Raw genomic sequence first — 17,394 nt, 5'->3', positions numbered from 1 at the left:
CGAACTATCTACAAGATCACCTCGAGCATGAGGTGGTATGCACAAGACCTTCTCCGACATATGAACGTTTGGGAGTGATTTAAAGCGAGATCAACGTCGACCTCGCCATCTGAGGCAAACGCATAAATCATATGCATCCGCGGAAAGACCTCGTAAGCGTGCCTGAGTGCTAGCGCCGCCACCATCGCCTGGCATCCAGCTCGGCAACACGTGTGCTGAGTTCATCGATCGTCTGCTGCTTGGCCGCTAGTTCGGTAACCAGGCGATCGATTTCCACCTGCTTCGCTTCGCGATCTGCATTGGCCGCGGTGAGGTCGGGAATAAGCCGATCCAGCGCTTCCTGCTTGGCAATGCGATCGGCATCGATGCGCTTAACTGTGGCGGACAAATCTTCCCATCCGTTGCCCTGAAAATCGAGATGGGCCAACTCGATTGCGTCGAATACATTCGGCGGCAGCCGGAAGTGCTCCCGCAAGTGAAGACTTTCTTGGCGCAAGTAGTAATTATTCAGCCCGTCGAACCATACCTTGGCATAGCCTTGTTCAGTGACCATGTGCTCCCATTGCGCCCAGGTTTCCTCTCGCCCGTTCACCACCACCGCTTCGATCACCAGCAGGACAGGACGGAAACGCTGCCAATCGGCGCTTTCCAGGACGGCGAGTTCGCCCCCTTCGACATCGATCTTCATGAAGTCGATCTCACGACCCGTCGCATACTTTTCGCAGAGCGCCTTCAGGCTGATTACCTGAACCTCGTGATCTCGAACGGTGCGCCCTTGCTCCTTCAATTGCGCCATCACCTGCTCGTCGCTTGTCGAGTTCTCCGGCAGCTCCTCAATTTCGAAGAAGTGATGCATCCCTTCGCCATTACCGATGATGGCGTTGAGATTGATATCGCGAGGGCGTGCAGTTTCTATGCGTGCGAAGAAACGCGGCAGCGGCTCGACATTGATGCCTTGCCAGCCAGCATCGTAAAAATGCTTGGTCACCGACAGATACACGGGGTCCGCTGCGCCGATGTCGATGTAGAAGCCCTGATGGCCGGGTGGAAAGAGCCGGGCGATCATGACGTCTTCAAAATTTTGAGCAAAAGATATCACCAACAATCTCCCAAAAAAATACTTCTTCGATTTCGGGGAACCATGGTTACGTTCAATTCCGCGAATCGTTTCGCCCCCCGCCTGCAAAGACGAAGTACTTGCTGATGATGAAGAACACGACGAAATAAGCTATGCCGGCAACGATCTGAGAGGTGCCACTACGGACCCCCAGATACCGGGTCAACCAGATCAGGATGCCAAGGTTTACCAGATAGGCGAGAATAAAGAATGCGGCGAAACGCAAAGCTTGCGGAGCAACAGCCGCCGTACTGCGAAATGTATAGGAGCGATTAAGAACGAATGAGACAATCAACCCGACAGCATAGCCAATGACATTGCTCAGCACCGGACTCTGGCTGAGCCCGTACATGCAAAAGAAGATCACCGCATAGCCGATCACCGTGTTAATAACGCCGACCGTCGCAAAGCGAAGTAAGTAATCGATCAAGAACCTGTTCCCCGAACCCAGTACTGCCCACCAAGAGGAAACCAACGCAAATACTTTTCGAGCGGAATAAGCCATGACAGGCGAGGCGGGACGAACAGGCAATACGACACCCGGTCGAGTCGGATCGCGGCATGGCGAAAGAGTCCTCGCAACTCTTCCGGCTTGAGAAGAACCGCATCTGCATCAAAAGGGCAATCGTTAACGATTTTTCGGGTTACCGGGTTGAACGGGTTGTGCTCGAAAACATCGATTGTGCCTTGAGGCGCTAGTCGCGCTGCCAACGATTTCATGACCACTTTACGATCGATGGGCAGAATATGGTGGAAGACGCTAGCGATGAAGATCAGGTCAAAACGCCCCATGTCCAGACCCGGCGCCTCCAATTCGAATTCCGCATTCGAATTGTTGGCGCGCGCCATTCGAAGACTTTCCGAAGAGACATCCGTGCCGAATATCTTCGCCTCTGGAAAAGCCGCCTGAAGGTAGCCGATGTTTCGGCCCGTGCCGCAACCGTACTCCAGCACGCGCTTGACCGGCGACCGAATGCTCTGGCGGACTAGGTCCACCTTGTATTTGGCGAAGTACTCAGAATCCTCGGCATAGAGCTTGGTGCTTTCGTGCAGCAGTTCATCGTAGTTGGCCGAGTAGTCGTCGAAGTCGATCTTCTCACCCGCCTGTGGGCCTGCCTGGATAGGCAGCTTTTTTTTCGTATCACCAGACATGCCAAGGTGCCTTTCCCGTTGCCCAAAGGGCTTCGAGCTCACGCTTGTCCCGCAAGGTATCGCAAGGCTGCCAGAAGCCAAGGTGGTTGAACGCGTTCAGCTGCCCGTCCTCGGCGAGCTTCATCAGCGGCTCCTTCTCCCAGGAGGTCGCATCGTCCTTCACATAGTCGATAGCGCCCGGCTCGAGCACGAAGAAGCCACCGTTGATCCATCCGATTTCATCCTTCGGCTTTTCCACGAAGCTGGTGACGTGCTGCGATGCATCGATGTTGAGCACGCCGAAACGCCCAGGTGGCTGGACGGCGAGCACGGTGGCCAACTTGCCATGGCATCGATGGGCAGCGATTTCGGCGCCGATATCGACGTCGGCGAGGCCGTCACCGTAGGTGAGGCAGAAGGTCTCTCCATCAAGGTACTTGGCGGCGCGCTTCAGACGCCCGCCCGTCATGGTGTCGGCGCCCGTGTCAACCAATGTGATGCGCCAATCTTCTGACTGGGAATTCAGGATCTGGTGATCACCGGTGCGAAGGTCGATCTGCATATCCGACATGTGGCGGTAATAGTTGAAGAAAAACTCCTTGATGACATAGCCCTTGTACCCGAGGCATATGACGAAATCTCTCACGCCGTGGCGGGCGTAAGTCTTCATGATGTGCCACAGGAGCGGCCGCCCGCCGACCTCAACCATCGGTTTTGGCTTTGTGTCTGACTCTTCCGCGATGCGTGTACCGAGACCACCGGCAAGAATGACTGCTTTCATATTTATGTCGACTAGAGTTTGAGTTCGCTAGCTTGAATGTTGAGGCTCTTCTCGACGATCGCGATGGGGTCTAAACGGATGACGCGATAGATGCGAAGAAGGTATTCGCCAATGATGCCGAGCAAAAAGGCATTCAGGCCAAAGCCGAAAAGAATCATGACCTGGATGCTCACGAAACCGCGCGGCAGGTCGGGCTGAGTGAAGCGCAGCACGACGTAATACAGCGCCGCCACCAGACTGAAGAAAAGCATGACGATGCCAAAGAACGAGGCCATCCGCAACGGCACGGTCGAGTGGTTCAGCACCGCCGTGAGGCCCAAGCGCATCAGGCGCGCCACATTGAACTTGCTGATGCCACCCGTTCGCGGGTCTCGATCGTATGCGATGCCCGTTTGGTTGAAACCGAGGCCCGCGATCATCCCGCGCAGGTAGGGATTGGGGTTGCGCATCTTGCTCAGCACCTCGATCACAGCGCGGTCCACCAGTCGGAAGTCACCGACATCGCGTGGGATCGGAAACTCGCTGACCTTGTCGATTGCCCAGTAGCCGACCTTGCGGAAAGTATTGACCGCCCACCCCTCGGGGCGCTTGCGGCGGATACCGTAAACCACGTGATGCCCCTGCTGCCACTCGTCGAAGAACTGCTCCAGCAGCTCCGGGGGGTCCTGCAGATCAGCATCGATCTGAAGCACAGCATCGCCGCGTGTGTGCAGGTAGTTGGTCAGGATCGAATTCTGGAATCCGAAGTTACGCGAGAAGCGCAGCGCCCGCACGCGCGGATCGGCAGCCGCGAGCCTTTCCAGCATCATCCAAGTGGCGTCGTCGGAATGATTGTCGGTGAAGACGAACTCTAGGTCGCAGCGATCCGCCATGCGCTCGCCCAAAGCAACCAGGCGTGCATACAGCGCCCCCAGGTTGTCGGCCTCGTTCAGAACGGGGATGGAGAGAGAAACCAACGGTCGACGCACGGGGTCGGACGGCAAGGGGCTAGTCATGGGCGATGATGGCATTCGTCAGCAGATTCTTCATGTACAGGGCAACGCCCGGTAGCGCGGGACGAAACTCGACGTGCGACAGGAAAGCAGGCCGAGGCAGCACGGTGGCGAAATTGTCGTCCGGCGGCTCGGGACGCGCACCCAGTCTTAGGAGATGCATAGCGCCGAGCTCCTCGAAAACGTACGAGGCCAAGTCGCGTAGCGTGCACGGCTCGCCGTGGCTCAATGCCAGCACGCCGGTCAGAGGCGTGGCAAACAGAGTGCGCATGGCAGCGACGTCGTCGTCGACGTGGTGGTACTCGCGCAACTGCTGGCCTGGCGACATCTCGAAAGATTGCCCGCTCTTGAGCGCCGCCAACATTTGGCCCAGAAACATGTGCGGCGAGGGCGCTCCGCCGCCGTAGAGGGTATGCACCTGCGCATGAACCACGGGTAGCCCGCTGGCTGCGCGCTGTGCAACGGCCTGGGCTAGTTTCACCTTGGCCGCGACATAACGGTTGGAATGGCTCGCGAGCCGCTCCATCACCGTGCCCACGGTGACAACACGCAACCCGGCACTGCATGCGCCGTCGATCACGCGCAGGGGCAGGTCGACATTCACACGCTGGTGCTCCGACTCGGACAACACAGGGTCGAGCACACCTGCGGCGACCAGGACGATCGAACCGGATGGCGCGGATGCGAAGAAGCGACGGACATCCTGCTCCGCACCAGGCGGCCACCACGCCTCGTAGACGGATCGTTCTGGCAGCGTGACTTCGTTCGGTGCGTAAGCAGCGGCGATGGCCTGCCCCAGCCGTCCCCGGCCACCCAGTACGTAGATCATGCGCGTGCCATGGCCTCTCGGTAGGCGTCGATCTGCGCCAGCGTCGCCGACCTGGCGCTCGACGGGTCTTCAGCAAATTGCCTGTACCAACCGGCCGTCTCTCGAATCACGCGAGGCGTGTCCCAGGGGGGAGTCCAACCGAGCAGATTGCGCGCGATCGAACTGTCCAAAGCCAGAGCGCCGGCCTCGGGCAACGGGTCGTTCATGTACTCGATGGAAGGGCGCTGCCATTCCTCGCCCATCAGTTCAAAAACCTCGCGCACGGAGTAGTGCCGCGGATCCTGCGGCCCGAGGTTCCACGCCCGCGCGAAGTCCTTGGCCTGCGGGCCGAGCAATTTGGCCATCAGCATCAGGTAGCCATGCACCAGGCTCAACACGTGCTGCCAGGGCCGCGTCGCATCCGGATAGCGCAGAGTGAGGGTGCGGCCTGTGACCAGGCTGCGCACGAAGTCGGGAATCAATCGGTCTTCTGACCAGTCACCGCCGCCCACGATATTGCCGCCGCGGGCGGTGGCGATTGCGGGCCCCTCACCACGTTCGAACGAGAAAGACGCGGCATAGCTCTGGATCACCATCTCGGCCGCAGCCTTCGATGCGCTGTAAGGGTCCTTCCCGCCGAGCGGGTCGTTCTCGCGGTAGGGCCAGAGCCATTCGCGGTTCGCGTACACCTTGTCGGTCGTCACGCAGACCACGCCGCGTACGCCGGTATGCCGTGCCGCCTCGAGCACGTGCGCCGTCCCCTGCGCGTTGATCTCGAAGGTGCGCAACGGCTCGCGGTACGAGCGTCGCACCAGCGGCTGGGCCGCCAGATGCAGCACGACATCGGGTCGAAACGCAGCCATCGCATCCTGCAGGCGCGCGAAATCGCAGATGTCGGCAATGGTGCCCTGAATGGATTGATCGGCCTGCGTCGCATGGAAGATTGTGGGCTCGGTTTCTGGTGCGAGTGCGTATCCGCCGACCTCGGCACCGATCTGCTGCAACCACAAGCAGGCCCACGTGCCAGTAAAACCGGTATGTCCCGTGACGAACACGCGCTTGCTGCGCAGGGCTTGTTCGAAATCAAAGCTTCCACTCATGGCGTTTCCTTCGGGATTCATTGATCGCTGGAGCTCGTGAACTGTGTTCGCGTCAGTCGAATGTCTGTGCCGTCGCCAAAGGGCTCGCACTCACGTCCTTGAGCGATAGCGTCGGCGCCACGCCAAGATCCGGCCAGACGATGCCAATCAACGGCTCATCCCAGCGTATCGCGCGCTCATGCGCCGGTGCGTAATAGTCGGTCGTCTTGTAGAGAAAGTCCGCCGACTCGCTCAGCACCAGAAAGCCGTGGGCGAAGCCCTGCGGCACCCACATCTGCTTGCCGTTCTCTTCGCTCAATTCGACACCCACCCATTGCCCGAAGGTGAGCGACGACTTGCGGATGTCCACCGCCACGTCGAACACGGCGCCACGCACCACGCGCACCAGCTTTTCCTGCGGCTGCTCAATCTGGTAGTGCAGACCGCGCAGCACGCCGCGTCCCGACCGGGAATGGTTGTCCTGCACGAACGCGACGTGGCGCCCGATGGCCGCGTCGAACGCCCGCTGGTTGAAGCTCTCGTAGAAGAAGCCGCGCGCATCGCCGAAAACACGCGGCTCGATGACGAGCACCTCGGGGATGGCGGTGGGCGTCACCTTCACGAACGCACCCCTTCGTTCAGCAAATGCCGCAGGTACCTGCCGTAGCCACTCTTCTCCAGCGGCACCGCAAGCTTCTCCAGCTGTTCGCGGTCGATGAAGCCATTGCGCCAGGCCACCTCTTCGGGGCAGGCAATCTTGAGGCCTTGGCGATGTTCGAGCGTCGCGATGAACTGGCTGGCCTCGAGCAGGCTCTCGTGCGTGCCGGTGTCAAGCCATGCGTAACCACGCTGCATGATCTCCACACGCAGCCGGCCAGCGTCCAGGTAGGCCTGGTTGACGGCGGTGATCTCCAACTCGCCGCGCGCGCTCGGCCGTGTGGCCTTGGCGATGTCGACGACCTGGTGGTCGTAGAAGTACAGACCGGTGACCGCGTAGCTGCTTTTGGGTTGGGCCGGCTTTTCTTCGATGCTGCTGGCCTTGCCCTGCCTGTCGAAGGCCACCACGCCATAGCGTTCGGGGTCATGCACGTGGTACGCGAAGACGGTGGCGCCTTCGGGGTTGGCGTCCGCGCTGGCCAACAGCGTGACGAGGTCGTGGCCATAGAAGATGTTGTCGCCCAGCACCAGCGCGCTGGGCGCACCGCCGAGAAATGTTTCGCCGATGATGAAGGCCTGCGCCAGGCCGTCGGGGCTCGGTTGCACGGCATATTGCAGGCTGATGCCCCACTGGCTACCGTCCCCAAGCAGCTGCTGGAAACGCGGCGTGTCCTGCGGCGTGCTGATGATCAGGATGTCCCGCATGCCGCCGAGCATCAGCGTGGTCAGCGGGTAATAGATCATGGGCTTGTCGTACACCGGCAGCAGCTGCTTGCTCATGGCCAGCGTGGCCGGGTGCAAACGCGTGCCGGCGCCGCCGGCCAGGATGATTCCCTTGCGTGGGGTCATTGTGTTTATCTCGGGTTCAAAAGGTTTCGCGCAGCATGCGTGCCACGCCAGCTTGCCACGGCGGCAGCACCAGACCGAACGTGGATTGCAGTTTCGACGTGTTCAACCGCGAGTTGTGGGGGCGTGCCGCAGGCGTGGGAAACGCGCTGGTCGCGACGGCATCCACCGTGTCCGCCCGCGCCTTCAGTTCGACACCGGCGGCCAGCGCCTGCGCCAGCACGAACCGGGCGTAACCGTGCCAGGTGGTTTCGCCACCGGCCACGAGGTGATAGAGCCCGGCCTTGGCGGGGTCCGCAAGCGTCGCACGGATGGCATGGGCAGTGACATCCGCCAGCAGCTCCGCACCCGTGGGCGCGCCGACCTGGTCGTCGATCACGGTGAGGCGTTCGCGTTCCTTCGCCAAGCGCAGCATGGTCTTGGCGAAGTTTCCGCCCCGCGCCGCGTAGACCCAGCTGGTGCGAAAGATCAGGTGCCGGGCGCAATGCTGCGCGACGAGCTGCTCACCCTCGAGCTTGGTTCGGCCGTACACGCTGAGCGGGCCGGGCGCGTCGTCTTCTTGCCAAGGCTGGGTGCCACTGCCGTCGAACACATAGTCGGTGGAGTAGTGGACCATCAGGGCCCCGACCTGCTGCGCGGCTTGCGCCACGACGCCAGGCGAGGTCGCATTGAGCTTGCGCGCGAACGCCGGTTCGCTCTCCGCCTTGTCGACGGCGGTGTGGGCAGCCGCGTTGACGATGACGTCGGGTCGCACCTTCAGCACCGTCTCTGCAAGGTGCTCGGGTCGGCTGAAGTCGGCATGGAAGTCGGTACTGTCGGAGCCCAGCGCCACCACCTCGCCCAACGGCGCCAGGCTGCGCTGCAGCTCCCAGCCCACCTGCCCCTCCTTGCCCAGCAGCAGCAGCTTCATGTCGCGGCCTTCGCGGCGACGTCGTCGTACTGCTTCTCGACCCACGCCCGGTAGGCGCCACTCTGCACGTTGCGCACCCATTCGCCGTTGGCCAGATACCAGGCAACGGTCTTGCGGATGCCGGTATCGAAGGTTTCGGCGGGTTTCCAGCCCAGTTCGCGCTCGAGCTTGCGGGCATCGATCGCATAGCGGCGATCGTGGCCGGGCCGGTCGGTCACGTAGCGGATCTGCGCGCGGTAGGGCGGGCCGTCGGCGCGCGGGCTGAGTTCGTCGAGCAGTGCGCAGACCGTGTTCACGATCTCGATGTTCGGCTTCTCGTTCCACCCGCCGACGTTGTAGGTCTCGCCCAGGCGGCCGGCGTCGAGCACGCGGCGGATGGCGCTGCAATGGTCCTTGACGTAGAGCCAGTCGCGCACCTGCATGCCGTCGCCGTAGACCGGCAGCGGCTTGCCGGCCAGGGCGTTGACGATCATCAGGGGGATGAGCTTCTCGGGGAAATGGAACGGCCCGTAGTTGTTGGAGCAGTTGGTGGTGAGCACCGGCAGGCCGTAGGTGTGGTGCCAGGCACGCACCAGGTGGTCGCTGGCCGCCTTGCTCGCCGAATACGGGCTGTTGGGCTCGTACTTGTTGTCCTCGGTGAAGGCCGGATCGGTAGCCGACAGCGAGCCGTAGACCTCGTCCGTCGAGACATGCAGGAAGCGGAAGGCTGTTTTCTCCTGTGCCGGGAGCGCGGCCCAGTAGCCCCGGACCGACTCGAGCAGACGGAAGGTGCCCAGCACGTTGGTCTGCACGAAATCCTCGGGGCCGTGGATCGAGCGGTCGACATGCGATTCGGCGGCGAAGTTGACGATGGCGCGCGGCCGGTACTCGGCCAGCAGGCGGTCGACCAGCGCGCTGTCGCCGATGTCGCCCCGCACGAAGACGTGGCGGGGGTCGCCCGCCAGCGAGGCGAGCGTTTCCAGATTGCCGGCGTAGGTCAGCTTATCGAGGTTCACGACCGCTTCATCGCTTTGCGCCAGCCAGTCGAGGACGAAATTTGCGCCGATGAAGCCGGCGCCGCCGGTGACCAGGATCATTGGGAGCCCCATTTGTTAAGCGTCGCCAATGCGGATCCGCTGAACATTCGATTATCCATCGCGTCCGGAGGGTGTCCGAAGCCGCCGCTGACGCATGGCCGCCATGCGCACAAAGGCACATTTACCCCGAACATCAGGCATGCTTCATGCCTATCGCCGGATTACATTTACGCATCCTTTAGTTTTCGTTTTTGACAATTCCGCCTGTGGCAGGCGGCAATCCATTCACCGGCCCGACCACCCGACCTGATCTCGATGACCCCTTCCATCCACCCGATCGTCCTCTGCGGCGGCAGCGGCACCCGACTGTGGCCCCTGTCGCGCAAAGCCCTGCCGAAGCAATTCGCGCCGCTGATCGACGGCAAGAGCCTGCTTCAGCTCACGCTGGAACGCCTGCGCGCCCTGAACACCGAGGTGACCTGCATCGCATCGGAAGACCATCGCTTCCTGGCCCAGGAAGCCATGGACAGCGCCCAGGTGACCGGGCGCCAGATCCTGGAGCCGATGGGCCGGAACACGGCGGCGGCCATGGCGACGGCCGTGCTGCTGGCCGACCCCGACGAACTGCTGCTGTTCGCGCCGGCCGACCACCACATCCCCGATGCGGCCCTGTTCGCCGAGACGGTGCGCTCGGGCGTCGAAGCCGCGCTCGCAGGCAACATCGTCACCTTCGGCGTGGTGCCGACGCTGCCCAGCACCGCCTATGGCTACATCGAGTCCGGCGCCCCCCTGCCGCTGCCGACCCAGGTGGCACGCACGGTGCTGCGCTTCGTCGAGAAACCGAATGCCGAGGTGGCCCAGTCGCTGCTGCTCAAGGGCGGCTACTTCTGGAACGCGGGGATCTTCCTGGTGCAGGCCAAGGTCCTGCTCGACGCGTTGCGCACCCACGCGCTCGACATCCTGGAATCGTGCCAGCAGGCGGTCGACCACCGCACCACCGACGGCAGCTTCCTGCGGCTCGAACGCCAGGCCTTCGAGAACTGCCGCAGCGAGAGCATCGACTACGCGGTGCTCGAGAAGCACCAACAGATCGCGGTCGTCAAGTTCGACGGTGCCTGGAGCGACGTGGGCAGCTGGAATGCGGTGGCCGACCTCTATCCGGCCGACGACGCCGGCAATCGGCTCAACGGCAAGGCGAGCACCATGGACGCGCGCAACACCTTCATCCATGCGCCTTTCCGGCCAGTCGTCGCACTCGGGACCGACGACCTGATCATCATCGACACGCAGGACGCGGTGCTGGTCGCCCGCCGGTCGTCCGTCGAGCAGGTCAAGCAGGTCGTCAGCATGCTCAGCGACGACGGATGCCCGGAAGCGACCGAACACCGGCGCGTCGTACGGCCCTGGGGCGCCTACGACGGGCTCGACTTCGGCGACCGGTTCCAGGTCAAGCGGCTCACGCTCAAGCCGGGCGCCAAGCTGTCCTTCCGGATGCACCACCACCGCGCCGAACACTGGGTGGTGGTCCGCGGAACGGCCCAGGTCATCCGCGACCAGGAGAACACCCTGGTCCGCGAGAACGAATCGATCTACATTCCGCAGGGCGTGATCCACCGCCTCGAAAACCCCGGGAAGATCGCGCTGGAGATCATCGAGGTTCAATCGGGCAGCTACCTCGACGCCGACGACATCGTCCGCTTCGACGACGCGGCCGGTACCGTGCAGATCTCCGCCGACGGCGACCACTGACCCCGCAAAACCCACCATGGCCACCCACGACGACGACAAGCCGCGCGACCCCATCAAGGACTCGGCCCAGCAGATCTGGCTGGCCGGGCTGGGCGCCTTCGCCAAGATGCAGCAAGAGGGCAGCAAGGCCTTCGAGGCGCTGGTGAAGGACGGCGCCGGTCTTCAGAAGAAGACGCAGCAGGCGGCCGAAGAAACGCTGAGCCAGGCCCAGACCCGTATGGCCGGGCTGGCCAGCGAGTTCGGCGCCAAGACCAGCGCCGGCTGGGGCAAGCTCGAGAACATCTTCGAGGAACGGGTGGCACGGGCGCTGGAACACCTGGGCGTTCCGTCCGCCGACGAGGTCGCAGCGCTGCGTGCACGTGTGGAAGCGCTCGAAGCGCAGCTGAAGGCCCGGCAAGCGCCCGCGCCGCGCAAGACCGCGTCGCGCACCGCCCCGGCCGCCGAAGCACCCAAGCGGCCACGCCGGCGCAGCGAGCGCTGAAAGCTCCGCGCCGCGCCAGGAGCGGCATGCGCGGGTGCCCCGTCGCATGCCGGTGGCCGCTGCGCAAGGGCGAAAGAAATCCAGGCGAGAATTCCCGTCCTTGATTCAGTCCCCTCCATGAGCGCCATTCCCCCCGCCTTCGTTGTCGTCACGCCTGTCTTCGAGGACGTGCAAGCCGCGACCCGCCTGTTCCAGGAACTCGCTACCACCTTCGGTCACCAGGTCCATGTGGTCGCCGTCGACGACGGCTCGGTCCGTCAGCCCATGGACGCCCAGGTGATGAAGACGGCCGGACTCATGGGCACGGTCATCCGCCTGCGCCGCAACATCGGCCACCAGCGCGCCATCGCGGTCGGGCTGAGCTACGTCGCCGAGCACATGCAGACGACGCCGCGTGTTGTGGTGATGGATTCCGACGGCGAAGACCTCCCCGGCTCCATCCCCGATCTGCTCGAACAACTGACGGCAGACGATGTGGACCTGGTCGTCGCGCAGCGCAAGACGCGGGTCGAAACGCTCCGCTTCAAGACCTTCTACGCGATCTACAAGCGCCTGTTCAAACTGCTCACGGGGCGCGACATCAGCTTCGGGAACTTCATGGCCCTGAAGCCGGCCGCTGTGAAGCGGCTGACGGCGATGCACGAACTCTGGACGCACGTGGCCAGCTGCGTGCTCGCATCGCGGCTTCGCATCGCCACCTGTGCGCTCGACCGCGGCCCGCGCTACGCGGGCAAGAGCAAGATGAATTTCGTCGGCCTGGCGTTGCACGGGTTTCGCGGCGTCATGGTCTTTGCCGAAGACGTTCTCGTGCGGGTGGGCATTGCGTCTGCACTGATCGGCAGTCTGGCCATCGTCGGCAGCCTGGCCTCCATCGTGCTCAAGATCTCAGGCTTCGCGACGCCAGGCTGGTTCTCGGTGGCGCTGGGCGTATTGCTCATCGTTTTCCTACAGACCGGGACGCTGGCACTGATGAGCCTCATGCTGACCGGCGTCAGCAAAGCCGGCGCGCCCGCCCCTGCGGACTACGCGCATGCCATCGATTTCATCGAGCACAGCAACGGCCAGTCGGCATGATGCGGCGGCTTCGACTCGATGACCCACGCGTCGCGGAAATCGGTCGTTTCATCGCGAACGGCTTGGTCGCCACCGCCGTTCACTACGCCGTCCTGACGTTCAACCTGCGGGTGCTGGGCATGCCTTCGGCGGGCGTCGCGAATTTCGTCGCCGCCTGGTTCGGTATCGGCGCCTCGTTCATCGGCAACCGGTTCTTCGTGTTTCCGCACCGGACCGCCCCCGTCGCCCGTCAGGCCGTCCGCTTCCTGGCCCTCTACGCCGCCATGGCCGGCCTTCACGGCCTGCTGCTGTTCGCGTGGACCGACGTCCTTCACCTGGACTACACCGCAGGCTTCGTGCTGGCCACCGCGCTACAGACGGTGCTGAGCTACCTCGGAAACAAGCTGTTCGTCTTCACCGCCTCATGAAACTCGCCAAATTCGTCTCGGCCTCCGGGCTCTTCGTCGTGCTGACCTGCGCCATCTATTGGACGCACATCACCTTCTTTCCCGTCAACGTCGTTTTCTACAGCGCCATCTTCGACGGCGTGCTCGCGGCCTTGCTCACCGGCCTGTTCGCCTGGCGCCTTCGCCCCTTTGCCGTGTTCACCGCCTTCGAGAAGTGGCAGATGCTGCTGATCTGGCTGTTGACCGCCTATGCGCTGGCCATTTCGGTGCCCACCGTGCTGGACCGGTCGCTGTCCTTCTACATCCTCGAGAAGTTGCAGCAGCGCGGCGGCGGCATTCAGGAAAACCGCTTCTCCGAAGTCTTCACGCAGGAATACCTGAAGGAGCATCGGCTGGTCGACGTGCGGCTGACCGAGCAGTTGGAGTCCGGCACCATCCGGATCGAGAACGGCTGCGTCCGCCTGACGGAGAAGGGCCGCGAACTCACCACCTTCAGCCGCTTCTTCCGCCAGCATCTGCTGCCAAAGAAGCGGCTGCTCCGGGGTCAGTACAGCGACGACCTGACCGACCCGTTCCGGCACAGCACCGCACAGATCGACTACACGTGCTGACGGCAGGCGCATCGATGAAGGCCACCACGCGCGGACTCGGATCGGTCCTGGCACCCGCGCTGCTGCTGCTCGCGGGGCTGGTCTTCTATGTTCTCCGGGCCACCGCCGGATTCACGTCCGTGCCGGGCGACCTCGGTGACCCGCGCTTCAACAGCGTGATCCTCGAACACCTGTTTCAGTGGGTGCGCGGTGACGCGGCTTCGCTCTGGACGCCGAGCTTCTTCTACCCCACCACCGGCACGCTCGCGTTCAGCGACAACCATTTCGGCTCGGGACCGATCTACGTGCTCCTGCGCTTCCTCGGACTGAGCCGGGAGCTGGCATTCGACGGCTGGTTCGCCATCGGCTTCGCCCTCAACTTCGCGGCGATGTACTTCGTGATGCGTCGGCTGGCGTTCTCCGCCTTGCCGGCCTCGGTGGCGGCCTTCATCTACACCTTCGGCTTGCCGGCACTCGCACAAGAGGCTCACGCGCAACTCGGGTACCGCTTCGCCATCCCGATGGCGTATCTGTACCTCGTGCAGTTCATGCGGGAACGGCGCATGGACCAATTGGCGCGGGTGGCTGCGTGGGGCGCGCTTCAGTTCTTCTGCTCGATCTATCTGGGCGTGTTCATGGCCTACCTGCTGGCTGCGACCGCCTTGGCGATGCGCCTGCCGAGCCTGCGGCCGCTTCGATCGACGACGACGACGGCTCCTGAGACAACGCGCGCCAGAAAGGTGGCCTTGTTCATCGCACTGGCGTGCGCGCTCGCCACGGCCGCCTTGCTGCTGCAGTACCACCTGATCAGCCGTTCCTACGGGTTTCGCCCTTCGGTGTCGGACCTGATCAGCATGCTGCCCCGGCCGCAGAGCTACCTCGTTGCCGATGCCGTCCGTGCGTATGGGTGGATGACGAACATGGTGCAGGGCGTTCCTGCACGAAACGAGCACCAACTGTTCCTGGGGTTCGCGCCCTTGCTGCTGAGCTTGTGGGCGATCCTGATGGTGCGCAGCCCGGACCTCGCGCCGCGCCGACAGTTGCTGCTGCAGTGTCTCGCCACGCTCGCGATGCTGGTTCTCGTCACGCTGTGCATCGGCAACCTGTCGCTCTACAGGATCGCGGCAGCCCTGCCCGGCGTGTCGTCGATTCGCGCCGTCACGCGCATCGTGTTGGTCATGCTGCTGCCCGTTGCCGTCATGGCGGCGATCGGGGTCGAGCACCTGATGCGCCTTCGGGGCGTACGGTGGGCCGTCCTCGGGCTGATCGTCCTTGCGCTCTGTCTGGAAACGCTCGCCTTCAAGCCAACTCACACGCCCATCACGCAGTGGCACGACCGATTGACGCCGCTGTCCAAGGAGTTGGCCGACTCGACAGTGCCCAGCGATGCGGTGCTGTACCTCAGTGGACGCGCCGCAGAGCCCTTCTACCTGCCCGAACTGGACGCCATGATGTTTGCGCAGGAACGGGAGATGGCAACGCTGAACGGCTATTCGGGCAATGCCCCGCCAGGCTACGTGCCGTCGGCCCCTTGCACCACCCCGGCTCTGAGGATCTATGCGCTGAAGCCCACCATCCTCGCCAAACAGGGCATCACGCCCGAGTCGCTTCTCGCCAGGACACGATGGATCAGCTTCGACAAGTGCCCGTCGTCTTACCCCCCCGTGGACGCGGCACCGCTGCCGAGCAAAGAGGTCGCCACGCATGTACAGCTCGGGGCCACGGTCACCGGCGACGGGCCGACCGGTCTGCAGGTTTCCGTGCATGTTCGAAACGATGGCGTGGCGGCCTTGCACACCCTCTCGCGCGTCGGCTCGCCGCTCCGCTTTTCCTGGCGATTCGCGCCGGCGGCCGGCGATGGTCCGGCACCGGACTGGACGAACCGCGCAGATTCGCATTTCTCGCTGCCACCGGGCGAGCAGACAGACATCGCCCTGACCATTCCGAAGCCGACGCAAGCGGGCCGCTACGACCTGCAGTTCTCGATCGTCGCCGAGGGATACGAGTGGTTTCACACGCTGGGAATGCCGGTGTCGCACACACCTGTCGTCTTGCCTTGAGTTGTGGCGGGCAACGCGCCCGAAGGAAAACCCTGACACGCCGCTGCCCATCGAGAGCGACAACATGATCCGCGCGGCGCCCCTTTGCGCTAGAGTGACCCCCAAGAGACAACCGGGGCTTCCACATGGCCAAGAAGGCGCCGCGCCGCACTGCAGAGCGCATCCTCGAAGCAGCGCTCGACCTGTTCAATCGTTTCGGCGAGCCGAACGTGTCGACCACGCTCGTGGCCGGTGAACTGAACATCAGCCCCGGCAACCTCTACTACCACTACCCCGCCAAGGACGAGCTGATCAACCGGCTCTACAGCCAGTACGAGACGGAGCTGGAAGAACTGCTGCACGCGAGCGAAGGCGTGCACGACGTGGAAGACGCCTGGTTCTTCATGCACAGCCTGTTCGAATTGCTGTGGCGCTACCGCTTCCTCTACCGCGACCTCAACGACCTGCTGAGCAACAACCGCCACCTCGAGACGCAGTTCCAGCTGGTGCTGCAGAAGAAGGCCGCGGCCATCCGGACGCTGCTGGCCAGCCTGGGCGCAGCGGGCCATCTGGACATCGACCCGCGCGAGGTCGACATGCTCGCGCAGAGCATGGTGGTGGTGCTGACCTACTGGCTGAGCTACGAGTACGTCCGCAATCCGCGCGAGGCGCTCGAGCCGGCCCATGCGCAGAGCGCGCTGATGCGCGGTGCGCACCACACGCTGCACCTGATGGCGCCCTACCTCGCCCCCGACCAGCGGCGGCACCTGCTGTCGCTGAGCAGCGCCTACGAGCGCGACGATCTGGCGATGGCCGCCTGATCGATTCCGATCCACCCGCCCCCACCAGGAGCAAGACGCCATGACTCCCGATCTGCGTCCCGTGTCGCTGCTCCCACCCGGCTGCCACGCGCCGACTGCACAGGCCGGCCGGTGGGCGCCGCTGCCCTATGCCGACATGCCGCGCTTCGACACGCAACGGTTGCTGGCCGCCTGGCCGCGCCTGCATGCCGGCAACCCGCTGCCGCCACCCGCGCCGGGGCCGCTGGCCGACGGCTGGGTCTGTTACCACAACGGCGAGTTCGAGCGTGCTGCCGCCATCGGGCTGCAGCACGGCACCGACGGCCTGATGCTGGCCAACCAGGCCACCGCGATCTATGCCAACTACCTCGAGCCCCGCGAAACGGTGCGCCTGGCGCTTTTCCTGCAGGTGGCCGAGCGCGCCGCGGGGCACGCCGCCGTCGAACCGGGCAACGCCCACGCGCTTTTCTGGGAAGCCTATGCCCTGGGCCGCTATGCCCAGGGCATCAGCGTGGCCCGCGCGCTGGCGCAGGGGCTGGGCACCAAGGTGAAGACGGTGCTGGAGCGCGTGATCGCCCTGGAGCCGCACCACGCCGATGCCCACATCGCGCTGGGCGCCTTCCATGCCGAGGTGATCGACAAGGTCGGCCCCCTGGTCGGCTGCATGACCTATGGCGTGCGCGCGGAATTCGCCGTCGCGCTGTTCGAGCGCGGTCTGGCCCTCAACCCGTCGTCGGCCAGCGGATGGATGGAATACGCGCGCGGCCTGCTGATGCTCGAAGGCGACAGCCGCCTGCCCGAAGCCACCCGGCTCTACGAGAAGGCGGCGGCCGTGGTACCGGCCGATGCGCGCGAGCGCCTGGACGTCGAACTCGCGCGGGCGGGCCTGGCGGATTGAAGGCCCAGGGCGGGCTCCCTTAAGATGCCCAGCCCTTGTG

Annotated in this window: 19 protein-coding genes; 8 read left to right on the top strand and 11 right to left on the bottom strand. The window is 63.7% G+C overall.

Features of this window, described 5'->3' with window-relative positions:
• Nucleotides 1-169 precede the first annotated feature (169 nt).
• The 11 genes from QTH86_RS21010 to rfbB form a co-directional block, all read right to left on the bottom strand.
• Entirely contained in the window at nt 170-1,066 is an 897-nt protein-coding gene (locus QTH86_RS21010) for an FkbM family methyltransferase (RefSeq protein WP_286648090.1), read from the bottom strand.
• A gap of 85 nt (nt 1,067-1,151) precedes the next feature.
• Nucleotides 1,152-1,547 carry a GtrA family protein gene (locus QTH86_RS21005; protein WP_286648089.1) on the bottom strand — a complete coding sequence of 132 codons (396 nt, stop codon included), beginning with the start codon at nt 1,545-1,547 and terminating at the stop codon, nt 1,152-1,154.
• Nucleotides 1,544-2,269 (bottom strand): class I SAM-dependent methyltransferase, encoded by a 726-nt coding sequence (locus QTH86_RS21000; RefSeq protein ID WP_286648088.1) that lies wholly within the window; start codon nt 2,267-2,269, stop codon nt 1,544-1,546. Before QTH86_RS21000 ends, QTH86_RS21005 begins: the two co-directional genes overlap by 4 nt.
• Nucleotides 2,259-3,029, bottom strand: coding sequence for a glucose-1-phosphate cytidylyltransferase (gene rfbF, locus QTH86_RS20995; RefSeq protein WP_286648087.1), 771 nt, complete (start codon nt 3,027-3,029; stop codon nt 2,259-2,261). The genes QTH86_RS21000 and rfbF overlap by 11 nt, the downstream gene beginning before the upstream one ends.
• A gap of 11 nt (nt 3,030-3,040) precedes the next feature.
• Nucleotides 3,041-4,012 carry a glycosyltransferase family 2 protein gene (locus QTH86_RS20990; protein ID WP_286648086.1) on the bottom strand — a complete coding sequence of 324 codons (972 nt, stop codon included), beginning with the start codon at nt 4,010-4,012 and terminating at the stop codon, nt 3,041-3,043.
• 4 nt (nt 4,013-4,016) lie between these two features.
• Nucleotides 4,017-4,850, bottom strand: coding sequence for an NAD-dependent epimerase/dehydratase family protein (locus QTH86_RS20985; RefSeq protein ID WP_286648085.1), 834 nt, complete (start codon nt 4,848-4,850; stop codon nt 4,017-4,019).
• On the bottom strand, nt 4,847-5,929 hold the full coding sequence (gene rfbG / locus QTH86_RS20980) for a CDP-glucose 4,6-dehydratase (protein ID WP_286648084.1): 1,083 nt from the start codon (nt 5,927-5,929) through the stop codon (nt 4,847-4,849). Before rfbG ends, QTH86_RS20985 begins: the two co-directional genes overlap by 4 nt.
• A gap of 52 nt (nt 5,930-5,981) precedes the next feature.
• Complete coding sequence (gene rfbC / locus QTH86_RS20975; protein WP_286648083.1) at nt 5,982-6,530, bottom strand: dTDP-4-dehydrorhamnose 3,5-epimerase; 549 nt, start codon at nt 6,528-6,530, stop codon at nt 5,982-5,984.
• The gene (gene rfbA, locus QTH86_RS20970) at nt 6,527-7,414 is read right to left on the bottom strand and encodes a glucose-1-phosphate thymidylyltransferase RfbA (protein ID WP_286648082.1); all 888 of its coding nucleotides are present in this window, start codon (nt 7,412-7,414) and stop codon (nt 6,527-6,529) included. The genes rfbC and rfbA overlap by 4 nt, the downstream gene beginning before the upstream one ends.
• A gap of 16 nt (nt 7,415-7,430) precedes the next feature.
• Nucleotides 7,431-8,321, bottom strand: a complete 891-nt coding sequence (gene rfbD, locus QTH86_RS20965) for a dTDP-4-dehydrorhamnose reductase (protein ID WP_286648081.1) — start codon at nt 8,319-8,321, stop codon at nt 7,431-7,433.
• Entirely contained in the window at nt 8,318-9,397 is a 1,080-nt protein-coding gene (rfbB, locus tag QTH86_RS20960) for a dTDP-glucose 4,6-dehydratase (RefSeq protein WP_286648080.1), read from the bottom strand. The genes rfbD and rfbB overlap by 4 nt, the downstream gene beginning before the upstream one ends.
• Before the next feature lie 255 nt (nt 9,398-9,652).
• Here rfbB and QTH86_RS20955 point away from each other — a divergent pair, with 255 nt between their 5' ends.
• The 8 genes from QTH86_RS20955 to QTH86_RS20920 all read left to right on the top strand — a co-directional run bounded on the left by QTH86_RS20955 (nt 9,653) and on the right by QTH86_RS20920 (nt 17,354).
• A complete protein-coding gene (locus QTH86_RS20955) occupies nt 9,653-11,086 on the top strand; it encodes a mannose-1-phosphate guanylyltransferase/mannose-6-phosphate isomerase (RefSeq protein WP_286648079.1) in 1,434 nt (477 codons plus the stop codon).
• Between the two features lie 16 nt (nt 11,087-11,102).
• Entirely contained in the window at nt 11,103-11,567 is a 465-nt protein-coding gene (locus QTH86_RS20950) for a phasin family protein (RefSeq protein ID WP_286648078.1), read from the top strand.
• Nucleotides 11,568-11,684: 117 nt separating this feature from the next.
• Nucleotides 11,685-12,641, top strand: a complete 957-nt coding sequence (locus QTH86_RS20945) for a glycosyltransferase (protein WP_286648077.1) — start codon at nt 11,685-11,687, stop codon at nt 12,639-12,641.
• Nucleotides 12,638-13,048, top strand: coding sequence for a GtrA family protein (locus QTH86_RS20940; RefSeq protein ID WP_286648076.1), 411 nt, complete (start codon nt 12,638-12,640; stop codon nt 13,046-13,048). The genes QTH86_RS20945 and QTH86_RS20940 overlap by 4 nt, the downstream gene beginning before the upstream one ends.
• Nucleotides 13,045-13,638 carry a hypothetical protein gene (locus QTH86_RS20935; RefSeq protein WP_286648075.1) on the top strand — a complete coding sequence of 198 codons (594 nt, stop codon included), beginning with the start codon at nt 13,045-13,047 and terminating at the stop codon, nt 13,636-13,638. The genes QTH86_RS20940 and QTH86_RS20935 overlap by 4 nt, the downstream gene beginning before the upstream one ends.
• Nucleotides 13,639-13,652: 14 nt before the next feature.
• Nucleotides 13,653-15,677, top strand: a complete 2,025-nt coding sequence (locus tag QTH86_RS20930) for a hypothetical protein (protein ID WP_286648074.1) — start codon at nt 13,653-13,655, stop codon at nt 15,675-15,677.
• 125 nt (nt 15,678-15,802) lie between these two features.
• The gene (locus QTH86_RS20925; protein ID WP_286648073.1) at nt 15,803-16,477 is read left to right on the top strand and encodes a TetR/AcrR family transcriptional regulator; all 675 of its coding nucleotides are present in this window, start codon (nt 15,803-15,805) and stop codon (nt 16,475-16,477) included.
• 40 nt (nt 16,478-16,517) lie between these two features.
• Complete coding sequence (locus QTH86_RS20920) at nt 16,518-17,354, top strand: tetratricopeptide repeat protein (protein ID WP_286648072.1); 837 nt, start codon at nt 16,518-16,520, stop codon at nt 17,352-17,354.
• The last annotated feature ends 40 nt before the right edge of the window (nt 17,355-17,394 follow it).

It is taken from the genome of Variovorax sp. J2L1-78, assembly GCF_030317205.1.
Taxonomy (GTDB): domain Bacteria; phylum Pseudomonadota; class Gammaproteobacteria; order Burkholderiales; family Burkholderiaceae_C; genus Variovorax; species Variovorax arabinosiphilus.
The sequence above is the reverse complement of the archived record's forward strand: the minus strand, read 5'-3'. Positions and strand labels throughout refer to the sequence as shown.